The organism is Ekhidna sp. ABH4_415 (assembly GCF_056161305.1).
The window spans coordinates 246,512-263,876 of sequence record NZ_JBSWYW010000002.1; the positions used below are offsets into that span (position 1 = coordinate 246,512).

Below are 17,365 nucleotides of genomic sequence, written 5' to 3' on the forward strand. Positions count from 1 at the left end.
TATCCTTTTCATCAAAAAAGAATTAACAGAAAAATGAATCAACAAACGAAAAATATATTCGCGCATTTAAAGCGTGATGCACTTGCTGGTACAGTAACAGGAGTTATGGCTGTACCATTGACAGTGGGTATCTGCCTGATGTCAGACTATCCAATCATGACGGGTTTATATACCGTCATTTTTGCAGGAGTAATCAGCTTTGTTACTTACTTGGTACGACCAGGCAATTACACAGGTATGCCAGGGGTGGCAGCAGGACTTGCACCGGCTCTGGCTTTAGGTGTCAGCACCTTTGGAATGGAAAATATGCCATTTGTGATTGCACTTACAGCTCTCTTCCAGGCAGCAGTTTGGAAGTTCAAATGGGAAAAATATATCCTAAGAGTGGTGCCTCATTACCTGGTAGAGGGTTTATTGGCAGGGGTAGGGCTTAAGATAGCGCTTAAATTCGTGCCTTTTCTTTATGACATAGAGCACGAAACGGACACTTGGCTCAATTGGGAACGAGAAATGGTAATAGCGCTAAGCATTGTTTCCTTTGCTTTGTTTGTCACATTATACAAATACTACAAAAAACGTATGCCAGCATTACCTTATTTCGTGATAATGGTCACCAGCTTTATTCTTAGCTTCATTCTACCTCTTCCTAAGGTGGCCATTGATTCCATTCCATTTCAAATACAGGCTCCTTTGCCACATCTGGATGGTATGAATCAGCAGGAGACGCTTTGGATGCTCTTAAAAATGCTTGGTTTTGCACTCATGCTGGGGACGATTGATATCATTGAGCAGGTAATGAGTCATGTGGCGATAGAAAAAATGGATCCCTACAAACGAAAGGCAGATACCAATAATGGTTTGCTTCCGATTTGGATTGCCAACATGGGAGCAACCCTCTTCGGAGGGATGACGAATCTGGATGGACTGGCTAAAAGCACTACCAATACGGTAGCTGGGGCAGTCACCAAGCTTTCCAACTTATTTACATCAATCGTCTTATTGCTGGTGGTACTGTTCCCCTCCATACTTGCTCACTTGCCGGAATACGCGCTTGGAATCATCATGGTTTATTCCGGGTGGAAGATGATTGCGAATATTTCCAACGTAAGATCGGAGGGAAGATATGCCTTGATCATGGCAGCTGTTTGTGGTTTGCTGGTGTTTGAGCTCGGCATATTTGAGGGACTACTCCTTCTACTTGGTGTTCATGCAGGCATTCAGATCGTATTTATGCGAAGGTTAGGAAAGTCCACATCAGATATCTGGTTAGAGTTTCGTGAGACCTTTAAGCCGGATGCTAACATCGAGTTGGAAATTGCAGATATGGTACAGGAACCGAATGTGCCTGTTTTGAATAAATGGGTAGCAGCCATCAATAAACACGACATAGAAAAGTTGATGGCCCTCTATGCTGATGATGCCATGATGATACCGGCTTTTTCTTCTCGAATCAGGAAAAATAGAAATGAGGTGAAAGATCTATTTCATGACTTGTTTGAGAAGGATGATGTGAAAGTCACCCCGATAGATGTGGTGACCCTAAGTGTAGATGGCCTCAAAGTAGATAGTGGAGTATATGAGTTGATTTGGAACTCAGGCGGATTTGAAAAACGAAATAAACTACGGTTTTCTTTTGTGATCAAAGATGGAAGAATCACTTCACACCACTCCAGTCTGGACCCGGATGAGGGATTAAGTATTGAGCATCCAGAAGCATATAAATCTACATATGCGGTGTAGCACACAATTGAGTGCTGACTCTCAGATTGGGAGTCAGCCTTTTTACATACTTATCAAATCCTTAACTTACTGATGTAATTGAAGGCCTCAATCATGATCGAAATAGACGATAAGTATCAATCCATTCTTCTGGAAGCTCTGGAGGAACAGATGTATAAGCTTTCACTTCAACTGGATGACTTCAAAGGAGAACCACTCAGTGATGAAAGGGAAAGACTCACCAAAAAGCAGGCAGAAGTAGAAAAATTACAACATCTCATTTCTGCGCATAAGCATAAATAAAAGGCGATTTCAGGAATTTTTTCATAGGTTTTCACGCTGGCTCATTCATCATCTCACTGAATTCTGGCATCATTTTTCCTATATCCCCTTCAAAAGGTCGAGATGTTAAACTAAAAATGAACAGCCATGAAAGGACTACTGATACTATTATTGTCTGCCTTGATCGGACTATCGAGTTGTTATTTTGATGAAGGACCAAGGGGCCCCAGAGGTTATGATGGAAGAGATGGGAACGATGGTGTGGATGGAGAAGAGGGGTATGTATTTGAATACGAATTCAGTTTTACGGCACCTGATTATAGTGAGCTGCTATTACTGCCAGATGATTTTGTCATGCTAGACTCTGATGTGATGCTCGTTTACTTCTTATGGGAAGTGACCGAAAATGGTGTAGAAGTCTGGCGATCACTTCCTCAGACCATGTATTTCAGTGGTGGAGTTCTTGAATATAACTATGATTTCACTAAATATGATGCAAGTGTTTTTCTTGACGGAAACATAAACTTCGATGAGCTAGGAGCTATTTATACTGACAATTGGATTGCGAGGGTTGTGGTAGTGCCGGCTCAATATGGTGGAAGAGGAGGAGTGGACTATTCTAATTATGATGAAGTGAAAGCATATTTTGAGCTCTCAGATTCTAAGCTTGGCACACCAGGGTATACGAAACGACCCAAATAGAATCAATTATAGAGGGTACTGGATGAATCAGATTGCCAGTACTCTTTGGTTTCTATATCCATAATGGTGAGCTTTCCATCCCAGCCAGCTCCCGTATCTAGATTCCAGACATTAAATGCCTGCATAGGAGTATCCGCCAGCCAGTTGATTGTGGGTGTATGGCCGATAAAGATCTCATCGAAGATCTTGAACCGTTCAGGCTGTAGGCCCGTTAATCGTCCTTGTATCGCTTCCAACCATAAGCTGCGGTCCCAATAACATCGGGAAGCCGGATTTTCGTATTCCGGCCCTTTCGGGTTGGTGAAACCGGCATGAATAAATAGCCGGTTTTTATTATCGATATAATAGTCTTTTTGGTTCCTGAGAAAAGAAAGGTGTTTGGATCTGCTAATTTGATTACCAGTTTCTATGTATGACTGGATGGATGCAATTCCTCCATTTTCAGCCCATCCAGCAGGCGCTTCTCCGGTATCCAGCCATGCTTCAAGCCAAGGATCATGATTGCCTCGAACGGCGATAAGGTTAGGAATCTCTGATACTAGTTCCACCACTTCACATGTATCCGGATGCCGATCACAAACATCTCCCAGTTGGATCAATGTGTCGTTTTCCCTGTCGAAATCACATCGATCCAGACATTGTTTCAGGGCTTTATTATTGCCGTGAATGTCCCCCATAACCAATGTCCGTTTATTCATTGCATTATGATTCAGCTACCTGATTCGAAACAATTTCTGTCCAAATCTCCTTATTTGAATGTAACCAATAAGATTATGGATCACAAAGTAGAGATTATAGATATATTTTCACTGACACATGATGTGAAGCGAATTACAACTAAAAAACCAGACGATTATCACTTTAAACCAGGCCAGGCTACCGAAGTAGCAATTGATCTGCCCGGATTTGAGGATAAGAAAAGGCCTTTCACATTCACCTCCTCACCTGAAGATGATCACTTGGAATTTGTCATAAAATCCTATCGGGATCACAACGGAGTAACCAATGCAATTGATGGTCTGGTTGTCGGAAATTCACTGATCATTGGAGATGCATGGGGAGCTATTGAATACAAAGGACGAGGTACCTTCATAGCCGGAGGTGCTGGTATCACCCCTTTCATTTCCATTCTACGGGACTTAGAAAATAAAGGATCACTGACGGGGAATAAGCTCATCTTCTCCAATAAGAGCGGCAAGGATGTGATACTGGAAGCTGACCTTGAGGAGATGCTTCAAGATGATTTTACTTCTGTTTTGACCAGGGTAAAGCTGGAAGGTCATAAACACGGAAGGATAGATATGGAATTCCTGAAAGAAAACATCAATGATTACTCTCAACATTTTTATGTATGCGGCCCTGATAAAATGGTAAAAGACATCAACGAACTATTAGAGAAATTAGGCGCAAATGCAGACGCTTTGGTCTTTGAAAAGTAGCTCTACTCAAAATTCAGGTGATGTATATGCTCATCTATGATATCAATTCTATAGGTGATGCTATTTAGGTATTTAATGAGCTCTTTTTCAAACTTGCGGATGTCTTTTTCATATTGCTTCACAGTCTCCTGACCAAACGAATCCTGAATGATCTTTAGCATTTCACATTCATCAGTAATGAACTTTTTGAAATTAGCGGTAGAGTATTCCATCTCTAACTTTTCAATATCTCGTAAGGTCGCGGCGGCTTCCTTGTCCTTGTTTGTATCAAATTTTTCCTGAACGATGAAATAGAGCGTGGTATCCCAATGGTGAATGTTATCTAATAAGTTGATCGTTGATTTACGAAAATCCTTTGTCAAACAGAACTCCTGTATTCCCTGGTAGTTCTTCATTTTGATGGCGGTCTCATCCCATCTCACAGTGAGATCATCAATCACAGTGACAATATCTACCTCAGCCTTTTTCTGAGATAAGACACTAAAACTTAGGCAAAATGACAGTACAAAAGTTAAATATTTCATTGCAGGTGATATTTGACTCAAGATACTAAAACCAGATTTGTAGAAAAAGGCGTTTTAAATAAGGTTTTCATTCTCCATCTAATGCATGGTAATTAACTTTTTTATAATTATCATTCAATTAATTATTTGTATTATTATATTATTGCACTAGAATGAACCGCCTGTCACCCCTTCTCCTTGCATTATTTATCTTTTCATGTTCGTCAGATTTTGATGACGAGTGGAAGCGCATCCCCTATGAAAGTGTTCATTTTAATAAGCTGGTTGTAGTAGGGCTTTCGCACGACCTTGACACCAGAAAGTTCTATGAAGAAGAGGCTGCAATGGAACTTGAAAAGGTCGGATTTCACGCAGTAAAAGGACTGAATATTTTCCCTCAGGAAGTGACAGAGTTAGATCATAATCAGGATAGTATTTCAACACTGATTGTAAAGAATAAGGTAGACGCTGTTCTAGTCATTAAAGTACTCCATGAGAACGATGACGAATATATGATGCCTGAGGATTACAGTAAATTCAAAAAGATGTATTTCAGACGAAGGTCATTTCATACCTACAATGCCAATTACTATGAGCGGCCTGATAAGTACTTTATGATTGCAACACTTTACAACCTGAAGGAAGAACATGAAGAAAACGAAGAAACAGTGATCTGGCGTGCTTCGAGTGTTATTTTAAACCCAGCTGAGAATCATGAATTCAAGAAGGAGTTTATTGATAATGCCGTGAAGCATATTACCAAACAGCACCTGATTGAATGATAGATGTAATGAAAAAACGAACTGTTTTGAGTTATGTGAATTAATCTAGATCGTACTTATTGCAGACTTCAGTCCGTCATAGGTCCAGGGCTTGTCTATGAATCGGTCGATCAGGTTTGTTCGAATTGCTTCGCCCACTTCACCTTCTGCAGCATAACCTGAGATCATTACTTTTTTTGGGGATGCAGAGATTTTCATTTCCTCCATCTCTTTAAGAAATTCTACTCCTGACATAATCGGCATACGCTGATCAGTGAATACAAATTCCACATGATTGTTTTTTACAAACTCAAGGGCTTCCTCAGGGAAGGTAGTTGTGAAAACGTCAAAATCTTTTTTGAACATTTCCTTGAATAGGAGGAGGTTGATTTCCTCGTCATCTAAATAGACTACTTTAGGCATGCTTTGCTTCATTATTAAACACTGATTGACATAGACAAATTAAAGGAATATTAATATAGTTTGAAAAGCAATCATTTTCATTTCGATGAACTATACGTGTTTGCTGAGCAAAAGGTCTTTTAAATTCTGATAAGACCATGGTTTGCTTACAAAGTGATCGATTAAATGAGTTTCTAATGCCTCATCTACTTCACCTTCCTGAGTGAATCCCGAGATGATCACTTTCATAGAATCAGAGGAAATATCCTGTTCTCTGAGTTCTTTCAGAAATTCCACACCAGTCATGGATGGCATTAATTGATCCGTGAGCACGAAATCGAGTTGATTATTTTTTACGTGCTCAATGGCAGTATTCGGATTGGTGGTGGTGAAAATTTCAAAATCCTTTTTAAACATTTCGTTAAAAAGAATCAGGTTAATTTCTTCATCATCCAGATAAATCAAGGATGGTTTGGTATCGTTCATTGGCGTTAACTAGCTAGCGGTAATTTAATGATGAATTCAGCCCCTTTTCCTAACTTAGAGTTTACCGTAATGGTTCCTCCATGTCGCTCAACAATTCCATAGGTAATAGCCAGACCCAGCCCTGTACCGGCCCCTATTTTTTTAGTTGTATAAAAAGGGTCAAATATTTTTTGTTGATCTTCCTCAGTCATTCCTTTCCCATTATCCTTTACAGCAATCTCAATGGTTTTTCCGTTTATAGATGTTGATACATCAATCACACCATCTTTTCCTTTTTCACCTACTGCGTCAATAGAGTTGTTGATTATGTTTAGAAATGCCTGACTCAGTTGTCCTTTGTAGCCGTCAATTTCAGGAATATTGTCCCCCAGGTTTTTATTGATTTGCACAGCATCCTTATGACGACTATTTAAAAGCAACAGTGCGACATCAATATCATCATTAATGTCGATTTTGGTTTTTCTTTCTGTTTCTGATCGGGAAAAGATTCTTAGCCCTTTCACAATTTCTGTGGTCCGCTCTGCGCCTACCTTGATGCTGGTGATCATTTGATCAATTACTCCCTGGGCCTCATCATAGCCTGCTTTTTCTCGCTCATCCACAAGTTCCTTCAGCGTAGATTTAAAATCTTTTTCATCTTCATTCAGGTCTGTTACTCTGGATATCACTGGTTTAATCTCAGAAAACTTGTCGCTTAAAACGTGAATGCCGGAGTAAACAAAATTGATGGCGTTATTGATTTCATGGGCTATTCCTGCAGTAAGAACACCTAATGAAGCCATTTTTTCGGATTGAACAAGCTGTGATTGAGTTTCCTGAAGCTCTTCCAGCAGACGTGCCAGGTCTTCTTTCTGATCTGCCAGTTTTTTTGCTGCGCGTTTCCTTGCTCGATACGCGGTAAATATTAGGAATGATAAAACAACAAGAACAACTAAAAATAGCACCAAGAAGATCAATGCACTCTGCTGCGAACTTACAATCGTGGACATCTCACCAAGACGTTCTTCTCTCTGCTCGATTTCTTTATTTTGAGCTGAAATCCGATCTTGCTGTGCTTCAAGCGTTTTGTTTCCTGCTGCTACTCTATCCTTTTGAAGGTCAATCTCCTCGGTGAGAACTGCTAAATCATCCTCTCTTTCTTTCAGGGTAGAGGTCAACTCCATCAATCGTTTTTCTGATTCTGCAAATTCTTTTTTAAGACTATCCAATGCTTTGGTTTGAAGAATGATTTGTTGTTCCTTTTGCTGAATCTCTCTGTTTTTCTCATTCACTATATCCGTTAGCCTCCCATATATTCCTCTTGCTGCAGCCACATCAAGGTTCAATGAGTCAAATTGCTCTCTAAGTTCTTCAGCTCTAAACTCCATTGCCCGGACAGAATCCCTCACCTGCTTAAATATTTTAGCTAAGTCTACTTCAGAACCTCCCAGAGCGTCCATTCCAGGTTTAATCCGTAAGCCCTGGTTTATAATGTTTGCCCGATTCATTTCGAATGTCAACCCACTCGAACTGTCCAGGAAATTGATCATGATATCACGTTGCTTATCATACCTGTCTGTAATTAGAAGCATCGAAGTACCACCAATTCGATCCAGCAAGGTGGGTATAGTAGCATTATACCTATTGGTAACAAAAATCACATCAGCATCCTGTGGCACGATAACATAGCTGGTAAAACTCACCTCTACAGATCTGCCGGAAAATTTTTGTGAAGCACTTGTTGTTCTAAATTCAGCTTTTAAATCATCGTCAGTGGTGATGATGTGTATCTTGAATGGAGTGTCCTCTTCCGGCCATTCGATATTTTTTATAAATGAATAGGTAGACGAAACCATCCTCTTTTGACGATCTGTCTGAGCAAGAGCTAACTGGCTTATCAAAAGCGTTACGAGCAAGAGTGCTATTCCCTTCTGTCTGTTCATTTTTGGACTGGTGACAAAGTGAAATATAGCTATTTTGAATGGGTTCATACAAGCAATTAGACAAGTCATAGACTTAATTAGATGAATATCGACTTTATCGCAAGATTGATTTTTCAGTGATTTATAAGATTTCGATGTTTGATTAATGTTCTGATGTTTGATTAAATATTGCTTTTCACCCTTTTTTTCTTACCATTCACCCAAAATCATGAAACTCTTTTGGTGGTTTTCGTATTAGAAAGACACATATACAGGACTAATAAAACGAAAACTCATGAAGGCAAAACAGATCTTATTGATCGTATACTTGGTGCTTCTGGCAATTACCATCTTGATCAGCTAAAATGAAGTCGGGTAGCTAGGTTATTTCTTGTCAGAAGGTAAAGCTTCCCGAACTTTAGCTTTCAATTGATTGTGTGTTATTTTATCAGCAGTCACTAATGTGACGGAAATATGCTTTGTTTTGTGTGATCGCTTAATCTGCTCACATAATTGTTGCTTCGTCAGTCCCGGACCCATAATCACAACATTTTCAAAGTCTTCAATACGATCAAGAATATCGGCAAAGTACATATTTAGTGAATGCTTCTTCTTCTCCAGCACTTTACTCTCTGAGATAACATCCTGAGGACCGTATGGGGTAGCAGATCCTGAACCACCCTTTGCATGTCCCAGAGTAAAATTAGATGTAACCACGTCTATGATTTCATTGCCGGATGCAATGATCGCTTCACGTAAATCGATCCATATACCAATGCTCTTTTCAAAATTCATTTATCAAAATTATTACGGTGCTCAGGCTTAAAATATGATCCGTAACAGTCACATAAGTGAGAATTGTCAGTTGTATTAATAGAGCTTAAAGACTTTAATAGAAGGGTATTCATTTGTTTATGATATTACTTAGGGTGAATCCTGATTTAGCTCATTGATTCTGGAAAAATCACTATTCATATTTACAATGTTCTTTATACGGGACACATCATAGAGGAGAGCATTGAATAATTGATAATGCTTTACTTTGTCGAATTACCAACCTTGAAGGCAGGATATATCCTGCCTTTGATTTTTATCGTAATATCACTGCTATGAAGACTGGAGAACGATACAATAATTATGATTTGGATGGAGATTTCATCTCATATATCCGAATGATCGATGATCTGAAGTTACACCTCTATGATAAGGATGGGAATCAATTAGGTTATGGTAAAATACTGGATGACCATCGATTTAATATCTATGATATGGAAGGCAACCTCACATCACATGGTATAAGAAAGGGTGGTCCTGCATACAATCTCTTCGATAATGATGGGGATCAGATTGGGTACGGTAACCTTGCCTGAAATTTAGGTGCTATCATGGTCACATCATACTTTTAGGCTTCATTCGAATCAGAATAATAAGTGCTGAGCAAATAGTAATGCCTCCAATCAGGTAGATAGAGGAATTTATCCCAAAGATATCAGCTACAGATCCAGTGATCAACGCACCTGCTGCATATCCCAAATCTCGCCACAGTCTGAACACTCCAATGCTCTCAGCTCGTTGCTCAGGGTGAGTGTAATCTGCTATTGCGGCTAGAAACGTTGGATATACGATCGCTGTTCCAATGCCTAAAGCAATACCGATCATGACAAATCCGTCGAATGTAGAGGTAATAACCATCAATACAATCACAATTCCCTGCAATAGCATCCCCCAGAAGAGCATCTTTTTCTTTGAAAAAGAGTCGGCTAGCTTACCCGTTACCAATTGCCCCAAACCCCAGACGATAGGATAAATGGCCACCAGTTTACCAATGTCTTCGAGCGTGAACCCTTTAATTGATAAAAGTATCGGAAATAGGCCCCATATCATGCCATCATTGAGGTTATTTACTAGCCCGGCTTGTGATATAGATCCCAAACTAGGATTCGTCCAGGTCGTTTCTTTAAAGACATTTTTTAGTTTGGGAATGCTACTTGATTTGGTTTCCGAACGCACGTGATGGATCGTATCGGTTACGAACAACCAACTTAAAAGCAACCCTGCCAATGCAAATCCGATTCCCATATAAAAAGGAAAGGGTCTTAGCCCATATTCCGAAGCAATGAACCCGGTTAGAAATGCAACAATCCCAACAGCCAGGTATCCGGCAGATTCGTTTAGCCCCATGGCTAATCCCCGATTCTTTTCTCCTACCAGATCAATTTTCATGACAACTGTACTGGACCAGGTGAGACCTTGATTCACACCCAGTAGTATGTTTGCCATAATGATCATGTTCCAGCTGTCTGCATAAATGAGGATTAGTGGAATTGGCAGGCCTATGATCCACCCCAGAACCAGGAGATTCTTTCTTCCTATTCGGTTAGCCCAAAATCCTGTGTAGTAGTTGGTGATGGCTTTGGAAATACCAAAAACAATAATGAATGACAGGATAGCTGTTTTGGCAGCAATGGAAAATTCAACCTCTGCAATTTGGGGTAAAATTGTCCGCTCCAATCCAACCATGCCTCCAACAAAAGCATTGATAATAACGAGGAGCGTAAATTGTTTCCAATTCTCTTTGAGACCTAGTGAGACATTTTTGTGCATAGTGAAGTTTGGTCATGCGATCTTAAGCGCCCAAAATAAATTAAGTTCCTTTTGATATACTGACTTCTTTCCAATAAAGATCCACCTGAATTTCGGTATAAGACTGTCTTTTCAGTCCTTTCAGGATTTAATGCTGATAAATATCAGTAACCCTAATGCACAATATCATGATGATTTGATGGGAGTCAGACAAGATTTGAGCCATGAAGAAATTTATGGTAATGCTTCTGATTACGAGCTCAATTGGAAGTCAGGCACAGTTCAAAGTTTCTGGTGAAATTCGACCAAGATCTGAGTATCGGCATGGATTTCAATCACTAGTAGAGCAGGATCAGGATCCTGCTTTTTTCACGGAGCAGCGAACCCGATTGAATGCAGAATATTGGCAGGATCAATATTCGATGAAGATCGTGCTTCAAGACATCCGCGTGTGGGGAAGTCAAAGTCAGCTGGTGAATAATGGGGGAGCCTTAACAGCCATCCATGAGGCCTGGGCAAAAGTCAAACTGAGCGATGCGTCCTCATTGAAGCTCGGCAGACAGGAAATCATTCTGGATGATTCCAGAATCTTTGGAAATGTAGCATGGGCTCAGCAGGCAAGAAGCCATGACGCTGCATTGTTTGAGATGAAAAAAAATGACTTCACATTGAAGTTAGCAGCAGCGTACAATCAGGATGGTGTTCAGTCTACAACCAATTTCTACACCGTTCCAAGAAGTTATAAAACGCTTCAGTTCCTATGGGTACAAAAGCAGTTGGGTCAGGTGAAATCCTCATTTCTTTTTCTCAATAATGGACTGCAGGAAGGAACTCCTACAGATGGTGAAACCTATTTCAGTCAGACGCTAGGAGTCAGATTCGTTAGCAACAGCGGTAATCTACAGCCAAGTGGTGCATTCTATTATCAAACAGGAGATGATGGTAATGGGACCAGTATATCCGCCTACGATTTGCAGCTTGATCTTACTTACAAAATGAGTGAGAAAACAAGCCTGACGCTGGGTTTTGAATCCCTCTCAGGTAATGATGAGGTCGATCCCTCTTCTGATAACAAAGCGTTCAATCCTTTTTTTGGAACCAATCACAAATTCAACGGACTGATGGACTATTTCTATGTAGGAAATCACATTGGCAGTGTAGGGTTAAATGATCTTTACCTTCAATTATCTGCCCCCATATCCACCTGGAGTTCGAGCTTAGCTGTGCACTACTTTGCATCTCAAGCAGATCAACTGGACCCTGCATCAACAGAAGCTGCTGACCGCTATCTGGGTACTGAGATTGATTGGGTGTTGACCAAAAAAATTTCTGATGAAATCAAATTCAATTTCGGGTACTCTCAGATGATAGGCTCTTCCTCGATGGAGCTACTCAAAGGTGGAGATGCAGGTGCCAATAATAACTGGGCCTGGATGATGCTGACCATCAAGCCTACGTTTTTTCAGATTGAATCTAAATAACCGATGTATGATAAAAGTCATTTCATAGCTAGTCAATCATTTGCAACTTGAATAGAAATTAAAATCCATGCCAATAAAGAGCTACATCATCATTCCTCAATCAGATCGAAAACAGCAATTAGTTGAAGAGGTAAGTCAAATGAATGGGTGTGAAATACATCCGGCAAAAAATCAGGAGGTTTTGGTGCTCGTTACTGACACAGATACTGAGAACGAGGATAAAAAGCTCGTTATGCAACTAGAGTCCAATCAAAACATTAAACACATTTCATTAGTGTCCGGATATGAATGAACTAATAGAAGATAAAGACCTAAGCAGGCGCCAGTTTTTGCGAATGGCCGCTCGCGCATCTGCCATTGCTACTGCTGCAGCTATGTTCCCGGGTATAGTATTCGCTGAGGAGCAGAATAGAATGATAGATAAGCTTGGGGCACTGGATGTCAAATGGACGAAGACCCCATGTCGTTTTTGTGGTGTGGGATGTGGACTTAAAGTGGGGATTTCGGATGGCAAAGCAGTGGCAGTCAAAGGAGATCCCAATAGCTCTGTGAATAAAGGGCTTTGTTGTGTCAAAGGCTACCACTCGATTTTAGCATTGTATGGGAATGATCGACTGACCAAGCCATTAATTCGAAAGAATGGTAGGCTGGTAGAATCCACCATGGAAGAGGCATTGGATTTGGTTGCTTCCAAATTAAAATCTACCATCGAGGAGAGCGGCAAAGATTCAGTATCTATTTATGGCTCAGGTCAGTGGACGATTCCTGATGGATATGTTGCTTCCAAGTTTTTTAAAGGAGGGATAGGAACCAACAATGTAGAAGCAAATGCGCGGCTATGTATGGCAAGTGCAGTCACAGGCTTTCTTACTTCATTCGGTCTGGATGAACCAATGGGGTGCTACGAAGACATTGATCATGCTGATGTGTTTGTTTTATGGGGCAATAACATGGCGGAAATGCATCCGGTGTTGTTTTCCAGAATACTGGACAATCGATTGAAACGTCCGGTTAAAATCATCGATCTGGCCACCCGTACCACTCGTACCTCTCATGCGTCTGATAAATCCATTTTATTCAAGCCTCAAACTGACCTGGCTATCGCCAATGCGATTTGCTATGAGATCATTAAAAACAGATGGGTAAATAAGAGCTTTGTTGAGAAGCATTGCGCTTTAAAGGAAGGAAAAACCAATATCGGTTATGGATTGGAAGAAAACTTCCAGTTTAAGGATGAACCAAAAGACATTACTTTCGAAGCGTTTGAAGCGTTTTTGGAGGACTATGCTCCGGTGAAAGTAGCTGAGTATACGGGTGTTTCAGTGAAGGATATTAAATACCTGGCATCTCTTTATGGTAATCCGAATAACAAAGTGATGTCGTTGTGGTGCATGGGAGCAAATCAGCATACCAGAGGCACCTGGATCAATAACCTGATTTACAACATCCACTTGTTGACAGGGAAAATATCAACACCTGGTAACAGTCCATTTTCACTTACAGGTCAACCAAGTGCATGTGGCACAGTACGTGAAGTAGGAACGCTCACACACAAGCTACCGCATGGAGTAGTGATGAATGAGAAAGACCGGGAAATGGCAGCAGAGATATGGCAAGTACCTGTGGAAAACATTTCATCCAAGCCTACCCACCACACGGTCTCAATGTTTAGAGCATTAGATCGTGGAGACATTAAGTTCATGTGGATTCAGGTGACAAACCCGATGGTGACCATGCCACACCTAAACAGGTATCGTAACGGAGCAAAAAAGGATGGACGGTTCATCGTTGTTTCAGATGTGTATCCAACGCCTACTACAGACATTGCCGATGTAGTCCTACCTTCAGCCATGTGGATCGAGCGTGAGGGGATGTACGGAAATTCTGAGCGAAGAACCCAGCATTTCAACCAATTACTTCAGCCTCCCGGAGAAGCAATGAGCGACACCTGGCAACTCATTGAAGTAGCTAAGAGGATGGGTTATGGCGATTTGTTTCCATGGGATGAGTCCAATCACATCGAAGAAATCTGGAAAGAATATAGCCGCTTTCATGCCGGAAAAAAACATGCAATGGCACCTTACGAAGTATTGAAATCTCTAGCGGGCGCGCAATGGCCGTATGTGGATGGGAAAGAAACGAAATGGCGCTATCACGGAAAGTACGATCCTGCATGCAAGGGTGATACCTTTGATTTCTATGGCAAACCAGATGGTAAAGCCTGGATCTGGGCACGTCCCTACGAACCAGCGCCGGAAGAGCCTGATCAGGAGTATCCGTTTTGGTTGTGTACTGGTCGCGTGCTCGAACACTGGCATACCGGCTCAATGACCAGAAGGGTACCAATTCTACACCAGGCGGTTCCTAAAAGTTATGTGGAATTAAATCCGGAAGATGCTAAGCGATTGAATATTAGAAACGGTGATCAGGTAAAGTTGGTCTCTCGCCGAGGAGAGATTGTCATGGATGCGTCTGTAAACGAGCGCGGCAAGCCTGTTTCAGGTCATGTTTTTGTGCCATTCTTTGATGAGTCGTTTTTAATCAACGACCTGACGTTGGATGCATATTGTCCCATTTCAAAACAACCGGACTATAAAAAGTGTGCAGTACGAATCGAAAAGGTATGAAATGAGCGGAATTAGTAACTATATCGATCAGATGATGAATAAAAATATAGCGAATTCCATATACACCTTTGAAAATAAATCCAAAGGCATATGAGGGGAAAAGCAATCATTTTCTTCATCATCTTGCTTATGGTATCGGCCATTGTGGTTTTCGATTTGAGCATCAGTCAGTCAAAAACTGGGGCAGAAATTACTACAGCATCTACTGAGCCTGTAGTCCAAAATGAAATACAGGAAGAGGAGGTATTTAACCTTCAGGATCTGGCCGTCGAATTCAAAGCATTGCAGTCGGTCGAAAGTGAAAAGTCACTGGATGATTACTATAAAAACAGGGCTTATGATGGTGCACCACCTATGATTCCGCACCCAATGCTTAGTAAAAAAGGAATAGGAGGCAAATCATGTCTACAATGTCATTCCACCGGGGGCTATGTGGATCAATTCAAGGCATATGCTCCAATCACTCCGCATCCGGATTTCCTGAATTGTGTCCAATGTCATGTTCCAAAGAACACAGATAAGCTTTTTGTTGCCAGTCAATTCACCAGATCTAAACCGAAGCGAATTGGATCAGGAGTGCTTGACGGTAGCCCGCCACCTATACCGCATGATTTTCAGGTACGAGGCAGCTGTCTTTCCTGTCATGGAGCACCTTCTGCTCCCAAAGAAATTCGAGTGACTCATCCGGAAAGGGTGAATTGCCTGCAATGTCATGCACCAACCAAAGGTCGTCAGATCACATGGGAACGAAAATCAACAGAAGAGAAAGGAGGGACAGAATGAAAATCGGGGTAAAAATATTTTCTCTTGCATTCATGAGTGTCTTCCTTTTAAGCTGCTCTGGCGGGCATAAGGAATCTAATCTGGAGTTGATCGCCAGGCATACCGATACGATATCTTACAATTTTGACAGCTTTGAACGTCTTGAAGATTTAGAGGTAGCAACCGTATTGACCCAGCTTCAAGAGCGGGATTCACAATTCCTAGTCCCGTCCAGAATTCAGCAGATTACCAAATACCCCTGCTCCAACTGCCATACTCAGCCGGTAGATCAATTGAAGAAGCTCAATGAGGGCAAAGACGCTCATTGGGACATTGAATTGTCACATGCTAATCCAATTTCCATGAATTGCATGACGTGTCACAACATGGATAAGCCAGATGACCTCACTTCTCTAACCAAGACAAGTATCAGTTTCGATCACTCATATAAGCAATGCTCGCAATGTCATTCCACCCAATTTAAAGACTGGGAGGGTGGAGCGCATGGAAAACGATTGAAAGGATGGCTTCCACCAAGGATATCGCAAACCTGTGTAGGATGTCACAATCCGCATAAGCCCGCCTTCGAGAAGAGATGGCCATCACGTTTGAATACAGAAAAAATTAAAGCACAAAATCACTAGATCATGGAAGAGAATAATTCATGTGGGCATAACTGTAGTTGCGGAAGCAATCAATCACCTGCCCCAACTCCGGATGCTGGATTTGGCCAGATGGGGGATGCGAAAACCAGCAGGAGAGGAGCATTAAAAAAATTGACGCTGGGACTCTTGACAGGTGCAGGAATGGCATCTACCTCATGCAGTGTAATCGGAGACGATGATGTGAAAGAGAAAAATAGTCTGAAATGGGACGAGTTCTTCAAAAAGAACTACCGGGTGATGACGGACAAAGAACAAAAAGAAACGGTGCAACGGCTAGAGCGCTTGTATGAGCTGAATACAGGAAAAAAAATCAGTGTTTCCTCAACTGGTGCTACTGAAAATGTGCTTTACGGATATGCCTTTAATATTTCCAAATGTCAAGGGTATATGGATTGTGTCAACGCTTGTGTGGAGGAAAACAATCAGGATCGGTCTTCTGAGATGCAATATATCCGTATCCACGAACACAAGAATGGGCAGATCAATTTTGAATTGGCGGAGGATGATTATTTCCATGAGGTTCCGGCTGAAGGGCATTTCTACATGGGTACCCAATGCTTTCATTGTGAAAATCCTCCTTGCGTCGATGTATGTCCGGTAAAAGCCACATGGAAAGAAGAAGATGGAATTGTGGTCATTGACTATGACTGGTGCATTGGCTGTCGGTATTGTATGGCTGCTTGTCCGTATGATGGTCGAAGATTTAACTGGCAGCAACCACAAGTTCCAGAAGAGGAGGTCAATAAAGATCAGCACTATTTGGGCAATCGGTTGAGAAAAAACGGGGTGATGGAAAAGTGCACATTCTGTATCCAGCGATCCAGAAATGGAAAGAACCCGGCCTGTGTTGAAGCCTGCCCAACTGGAGCTAGAATATTTGGCAATATCCTCGATCCTAACAGTGAGATAAGATGGGTGCTGGAAAATAAAAAGGTATTTAGGCTTAAAGAAGATCTGGGTACGGAACCTAAGTTTTGGTATTTCATGGATTAGGCAATGATGAATCAATTAAAAATATTCGGCTCACTCGTTAGTGATAGCATTTCTAATTC

At 41.2% G+C, this 17,365-nt stretch carries 19 protein-coding genes; 12 read left to right on the plus strand and 7 right to left on the minus strand.

What is annotated here, in order from left to right:
• Nucleotides 1-33 precede the first annotated feature (33 nt).
• The 3 genes from ACXAH9_RS04125 (at nt 34) to ACXAH9_RS04135 (ending at nt 2,703) form a co-directional block, all read left to right on the plus strand.
• Nucleotides 34-1,740, plus strand: coding sequence for a SulP family inorganic anion transporter (locus ACXAH9_RS04125; protein WP_474893600.1), 1,707 nt, complete (start codon nt 34-36; stop codon nt 1,738-1,740).
• 93 nt (nt 1,741-1,833) lie between these two features.
• The gene (locus ACXAH9_RS04130; protein ID WP_474893601.1) at nt 1,834-2,022 is read left to right on the plus strand and encodes a hypothetical protein; all 189 of its coding nucleotides are present in this window, start codon (nt 1,834-1,836) and stop codon (nt 2,020-2,022) included.
• A gap of 126 nt (nt 2,023-2,148) precedes the next feature.
• Nucleotides 2,149-2,703 carry a hypothetical protein gene (locus tag ACXAH9_RS04135; RefSeq protein ID WP_474893602.1) on the plus strand — a complete coding sequence of 185 codons (555 nt, stop codon included), beginning with the start codon at nt 2,149-2,151 and terminating at the stop codon, nt 2,701-2,703.
• A 2-nt stretch (nt 2,704-2,705) separates the two neighbouring features.
• Here the strand turns inward: ACXAH9_RS04135 and ACXAH9_RS04140 are convergent, their stop codons facing one another.
• A complete protein-coding gene (locus ACXAH9_RS04140) occupies nt 2,706-3,401 on the minus strand; it encodes a metallophosphoesterase (RefSeq protein ID WP_474893603.1) in 696 nt (231 codons plus the stop codon).
• A gap of 75 nt (nt 3,402-3,476) precedes the next feature.
• On the opposite strand from ACXAH9_RS04140, the gene ACXAH9_RS04145 reads away from it, so the two are divergent.
• Nucleotides 3,477-4,142 (plus strand): FAD-binding oxidoreductase, encoded by a 666-nt coding sequence (locus tag ACXAH9_RS04145; RefSeq protein WP_474893604.1) that lies wholly within the window; start codon nt 3,477-3,479, stop codon nt 4,140-4,142.
• A 2-nt stretch (nt 4,143-4,144) separates the two neighbouring features.
• Here the strand turns inward: ACXAH9_RS04145 and ACXAH9_RS04150 are convergent, their stop codons facing one another.
• A complete protein-coding gene (locus tag ACXAH9_RS04150) occupies nt 4,145-4,666 on the minus strand; it encodes a hypothetical protein (RefSeq protein WP_474893605.1) in 522 nt (173 codons plus the stop codon).
• Nucleotides 4,667-4,818: 152 nt separating this feature from the next.
• Here ACXAH9_RS04150 and ACXAH9_RS04155 point away from each other — a divergent pair, with 152 nt between their 5' ends.
• The gene (locus ACXAH9_RS04155) at nt 4,819-5,427 is read left to right on the plus strand and encodes a hypothetical protein (protein ID WP_474893606.1); all 609 of its coding nucleotides are present in this window, start codon (nt 4,819-4,821) and stop codon (nt 5,425-5,427) included.
• Nucleotides 5,428-5,472: 45 nt separating this feature from the next.
• Here the strand turns inward: ACXAH9_RS04155 and ACXAH9_RS04160 are convergent, their stop codons facing one another.
• From ACXAH9_RS04160 to ACXAH9_RS04175, 4 genes are all read right to left on the minus strand, one after another.
• A complete protein-coding gene (locus ACXAH9_RS04160) occupies nt 5,473-5,829 on the minus strand; it encodes a response regulator (protein ID WP_474893607.1) in 357 nt (118 codons plus the stop codon).
• Between the two features lie 90 nt (nt 5,830-5,919).
• Nucleotides 5,920-6,294 carry a response regulator gene (locus ACXAH9_RS04165; protein ID WP_474893608.1) on the minus strand — a complete coding sequence of 125 codons (375 nt, stop codon included), beginning with the start codon at nt 6,292-6,294 and terminating at the stop codon, nt 5,920-5,922.
• Nucleotides 6,295-6,299: 5 nt separating this feature from the next.
• A complete protein-coding gene (locus ACXAH9_RS04170) occupies nt 6,300-8,216 on the minus strand; it encodes a YfiR/HmsC family protein (RefSeq protein ID WP_474893609.1) in 1,917 nt (638 codons plus the stop codon).
• Between the two features lie 363 nt (nt 8,217-8,579).
• Entirely contained in the window at nt 8,580-8,990 is a 411-nt protein-coding gene (locus ACXAH9_RS04175; RefSeq protein ID WP_474893610.1) for a hypothetical protein, read from the minus strand.
• A gap of 314 nt (nt 8,991-9,304) precedes the next feature.
• Between ACXAH9_RS04175 and ACXAH9_RS04180 the strand changes: the two genes are divergently transcribed.
• Nucleotides 9,305-9,565, plus strand: coding sequence for a hypothetical protein (locus ACXAH9_RS04180; RefSeq protein ID WP_474893611.1), 261 nt, complete (start codon nt 9,305-9,307; stop codon nt 9,563-9,565).
• Nucleotides 9,566-9,584: 19 nt separating this feature from the next.
• Here the strand turns inward: ACXAH9_RS04180 and ACXAH9_RS04185 are convergent, their stop codons facing one another.
• Nucleotides 9,585-10,799 (minus strand): MFS transporter, encoded by a 1,215-nt coding sequence (locus ACXAH9_RS04185; RefSeq protein WP_474893612.1) that lies wholly within the window; start codon nt 10,797-10,799, stop codon nt 9,585-9,587.
• 203 nt (nt 10,800-11,002) lie between these two features.
• Between ACXAH9_RS04185 and ACXAH9_RS04190 the strand changes: the two genes are divergently transcribed.
• The 6 genes from ACXAH9_RS04190 to ACXAH9_RS04215 all read left to right on the plus strand — a co-directional run bounded on the left by ACXAH9_RS04190 (nt 11,003) and on the right by ACXAH9_RS04215 (nt 17,306).
• Nucleotides 11,003-12,259, plus strand: a complete 1,257-nt coding sequence (locus ACXAH9_RS04190) for an alginate export family protein (RefSeq protein WP_474893613.1) — start codon at nt 11,003-11,005, stop codon at nt 12,257-12,259.
• 67 nt (nt 12,260-12,326) lie between these two features.
• Entirely contained in the window at nt 12,327-12,551 is a 225-nt protein-coding gene (locus tag ACXAH9_RS04195) for a chaperone NapD (RefSeq protein ID WP_474893614.1), read from the plus strand.
• Nucleotides 12,544-14,886, plus strand: coding sequence for a molybdopterin-dependent oxidoreductase (locus tag ACXAH9_RS04200; protein ID WP_474893615.1), 2,343 nt, complete (start codon nt 12,544-12,546; stop codon nt 14,884-14,886). Before ACXAH9_RS04195 ends, ACXAH9_RS04200 begins: the two co-directional genes overlap by 8 nt.
• A gap of 90 nt (nt 14,887-14,976) precedes the next feature.
• Nucleotides 14,977-15,669: a hypothetical protein gene (locus ACXAH9_RS04205; RefSeq protein ID WP_474893616.1), complete on the plus strand. Its 693-nt coding sequence runs from the start codon at nt 14,977-14,979 to the stop codon at nt 15,667-15,669.
• The gene (locus ACXAH9_RS04210) at nt 15,666-16,292 is read left to right on the plus strand and encodes a hypothetical protein (RefSeq protein ID WP_474893617.1); all 627 of its coding nucleotides are present in this window, start codon (nt 15,666-15,668) and stop codon (nt 16,290-16,292) included. Before ACXAH9_RS04205 ends, ACXAH9_RS04210 begins: the two co-directional genes overlap by 4 nt.
• Nucleotides 16,293-16,295: 3 nt before the next feature.
• Nucleotides 16,296-17,306 carry a 4Fe-4S dicluster domain-containing protein gene (locus ACXAH9_RS04215; protein WP_474893618.1) on the plus strand — a complete coding sequence of 337 codons (1,011 nt, stop codon included), beginning with the start codon at nt 16,296-16,298 and terminating at the stop codon, nt 17,304-17,306.
• Nucleotides 17,307-17,365: the final 59 nt, after the last annotated feature.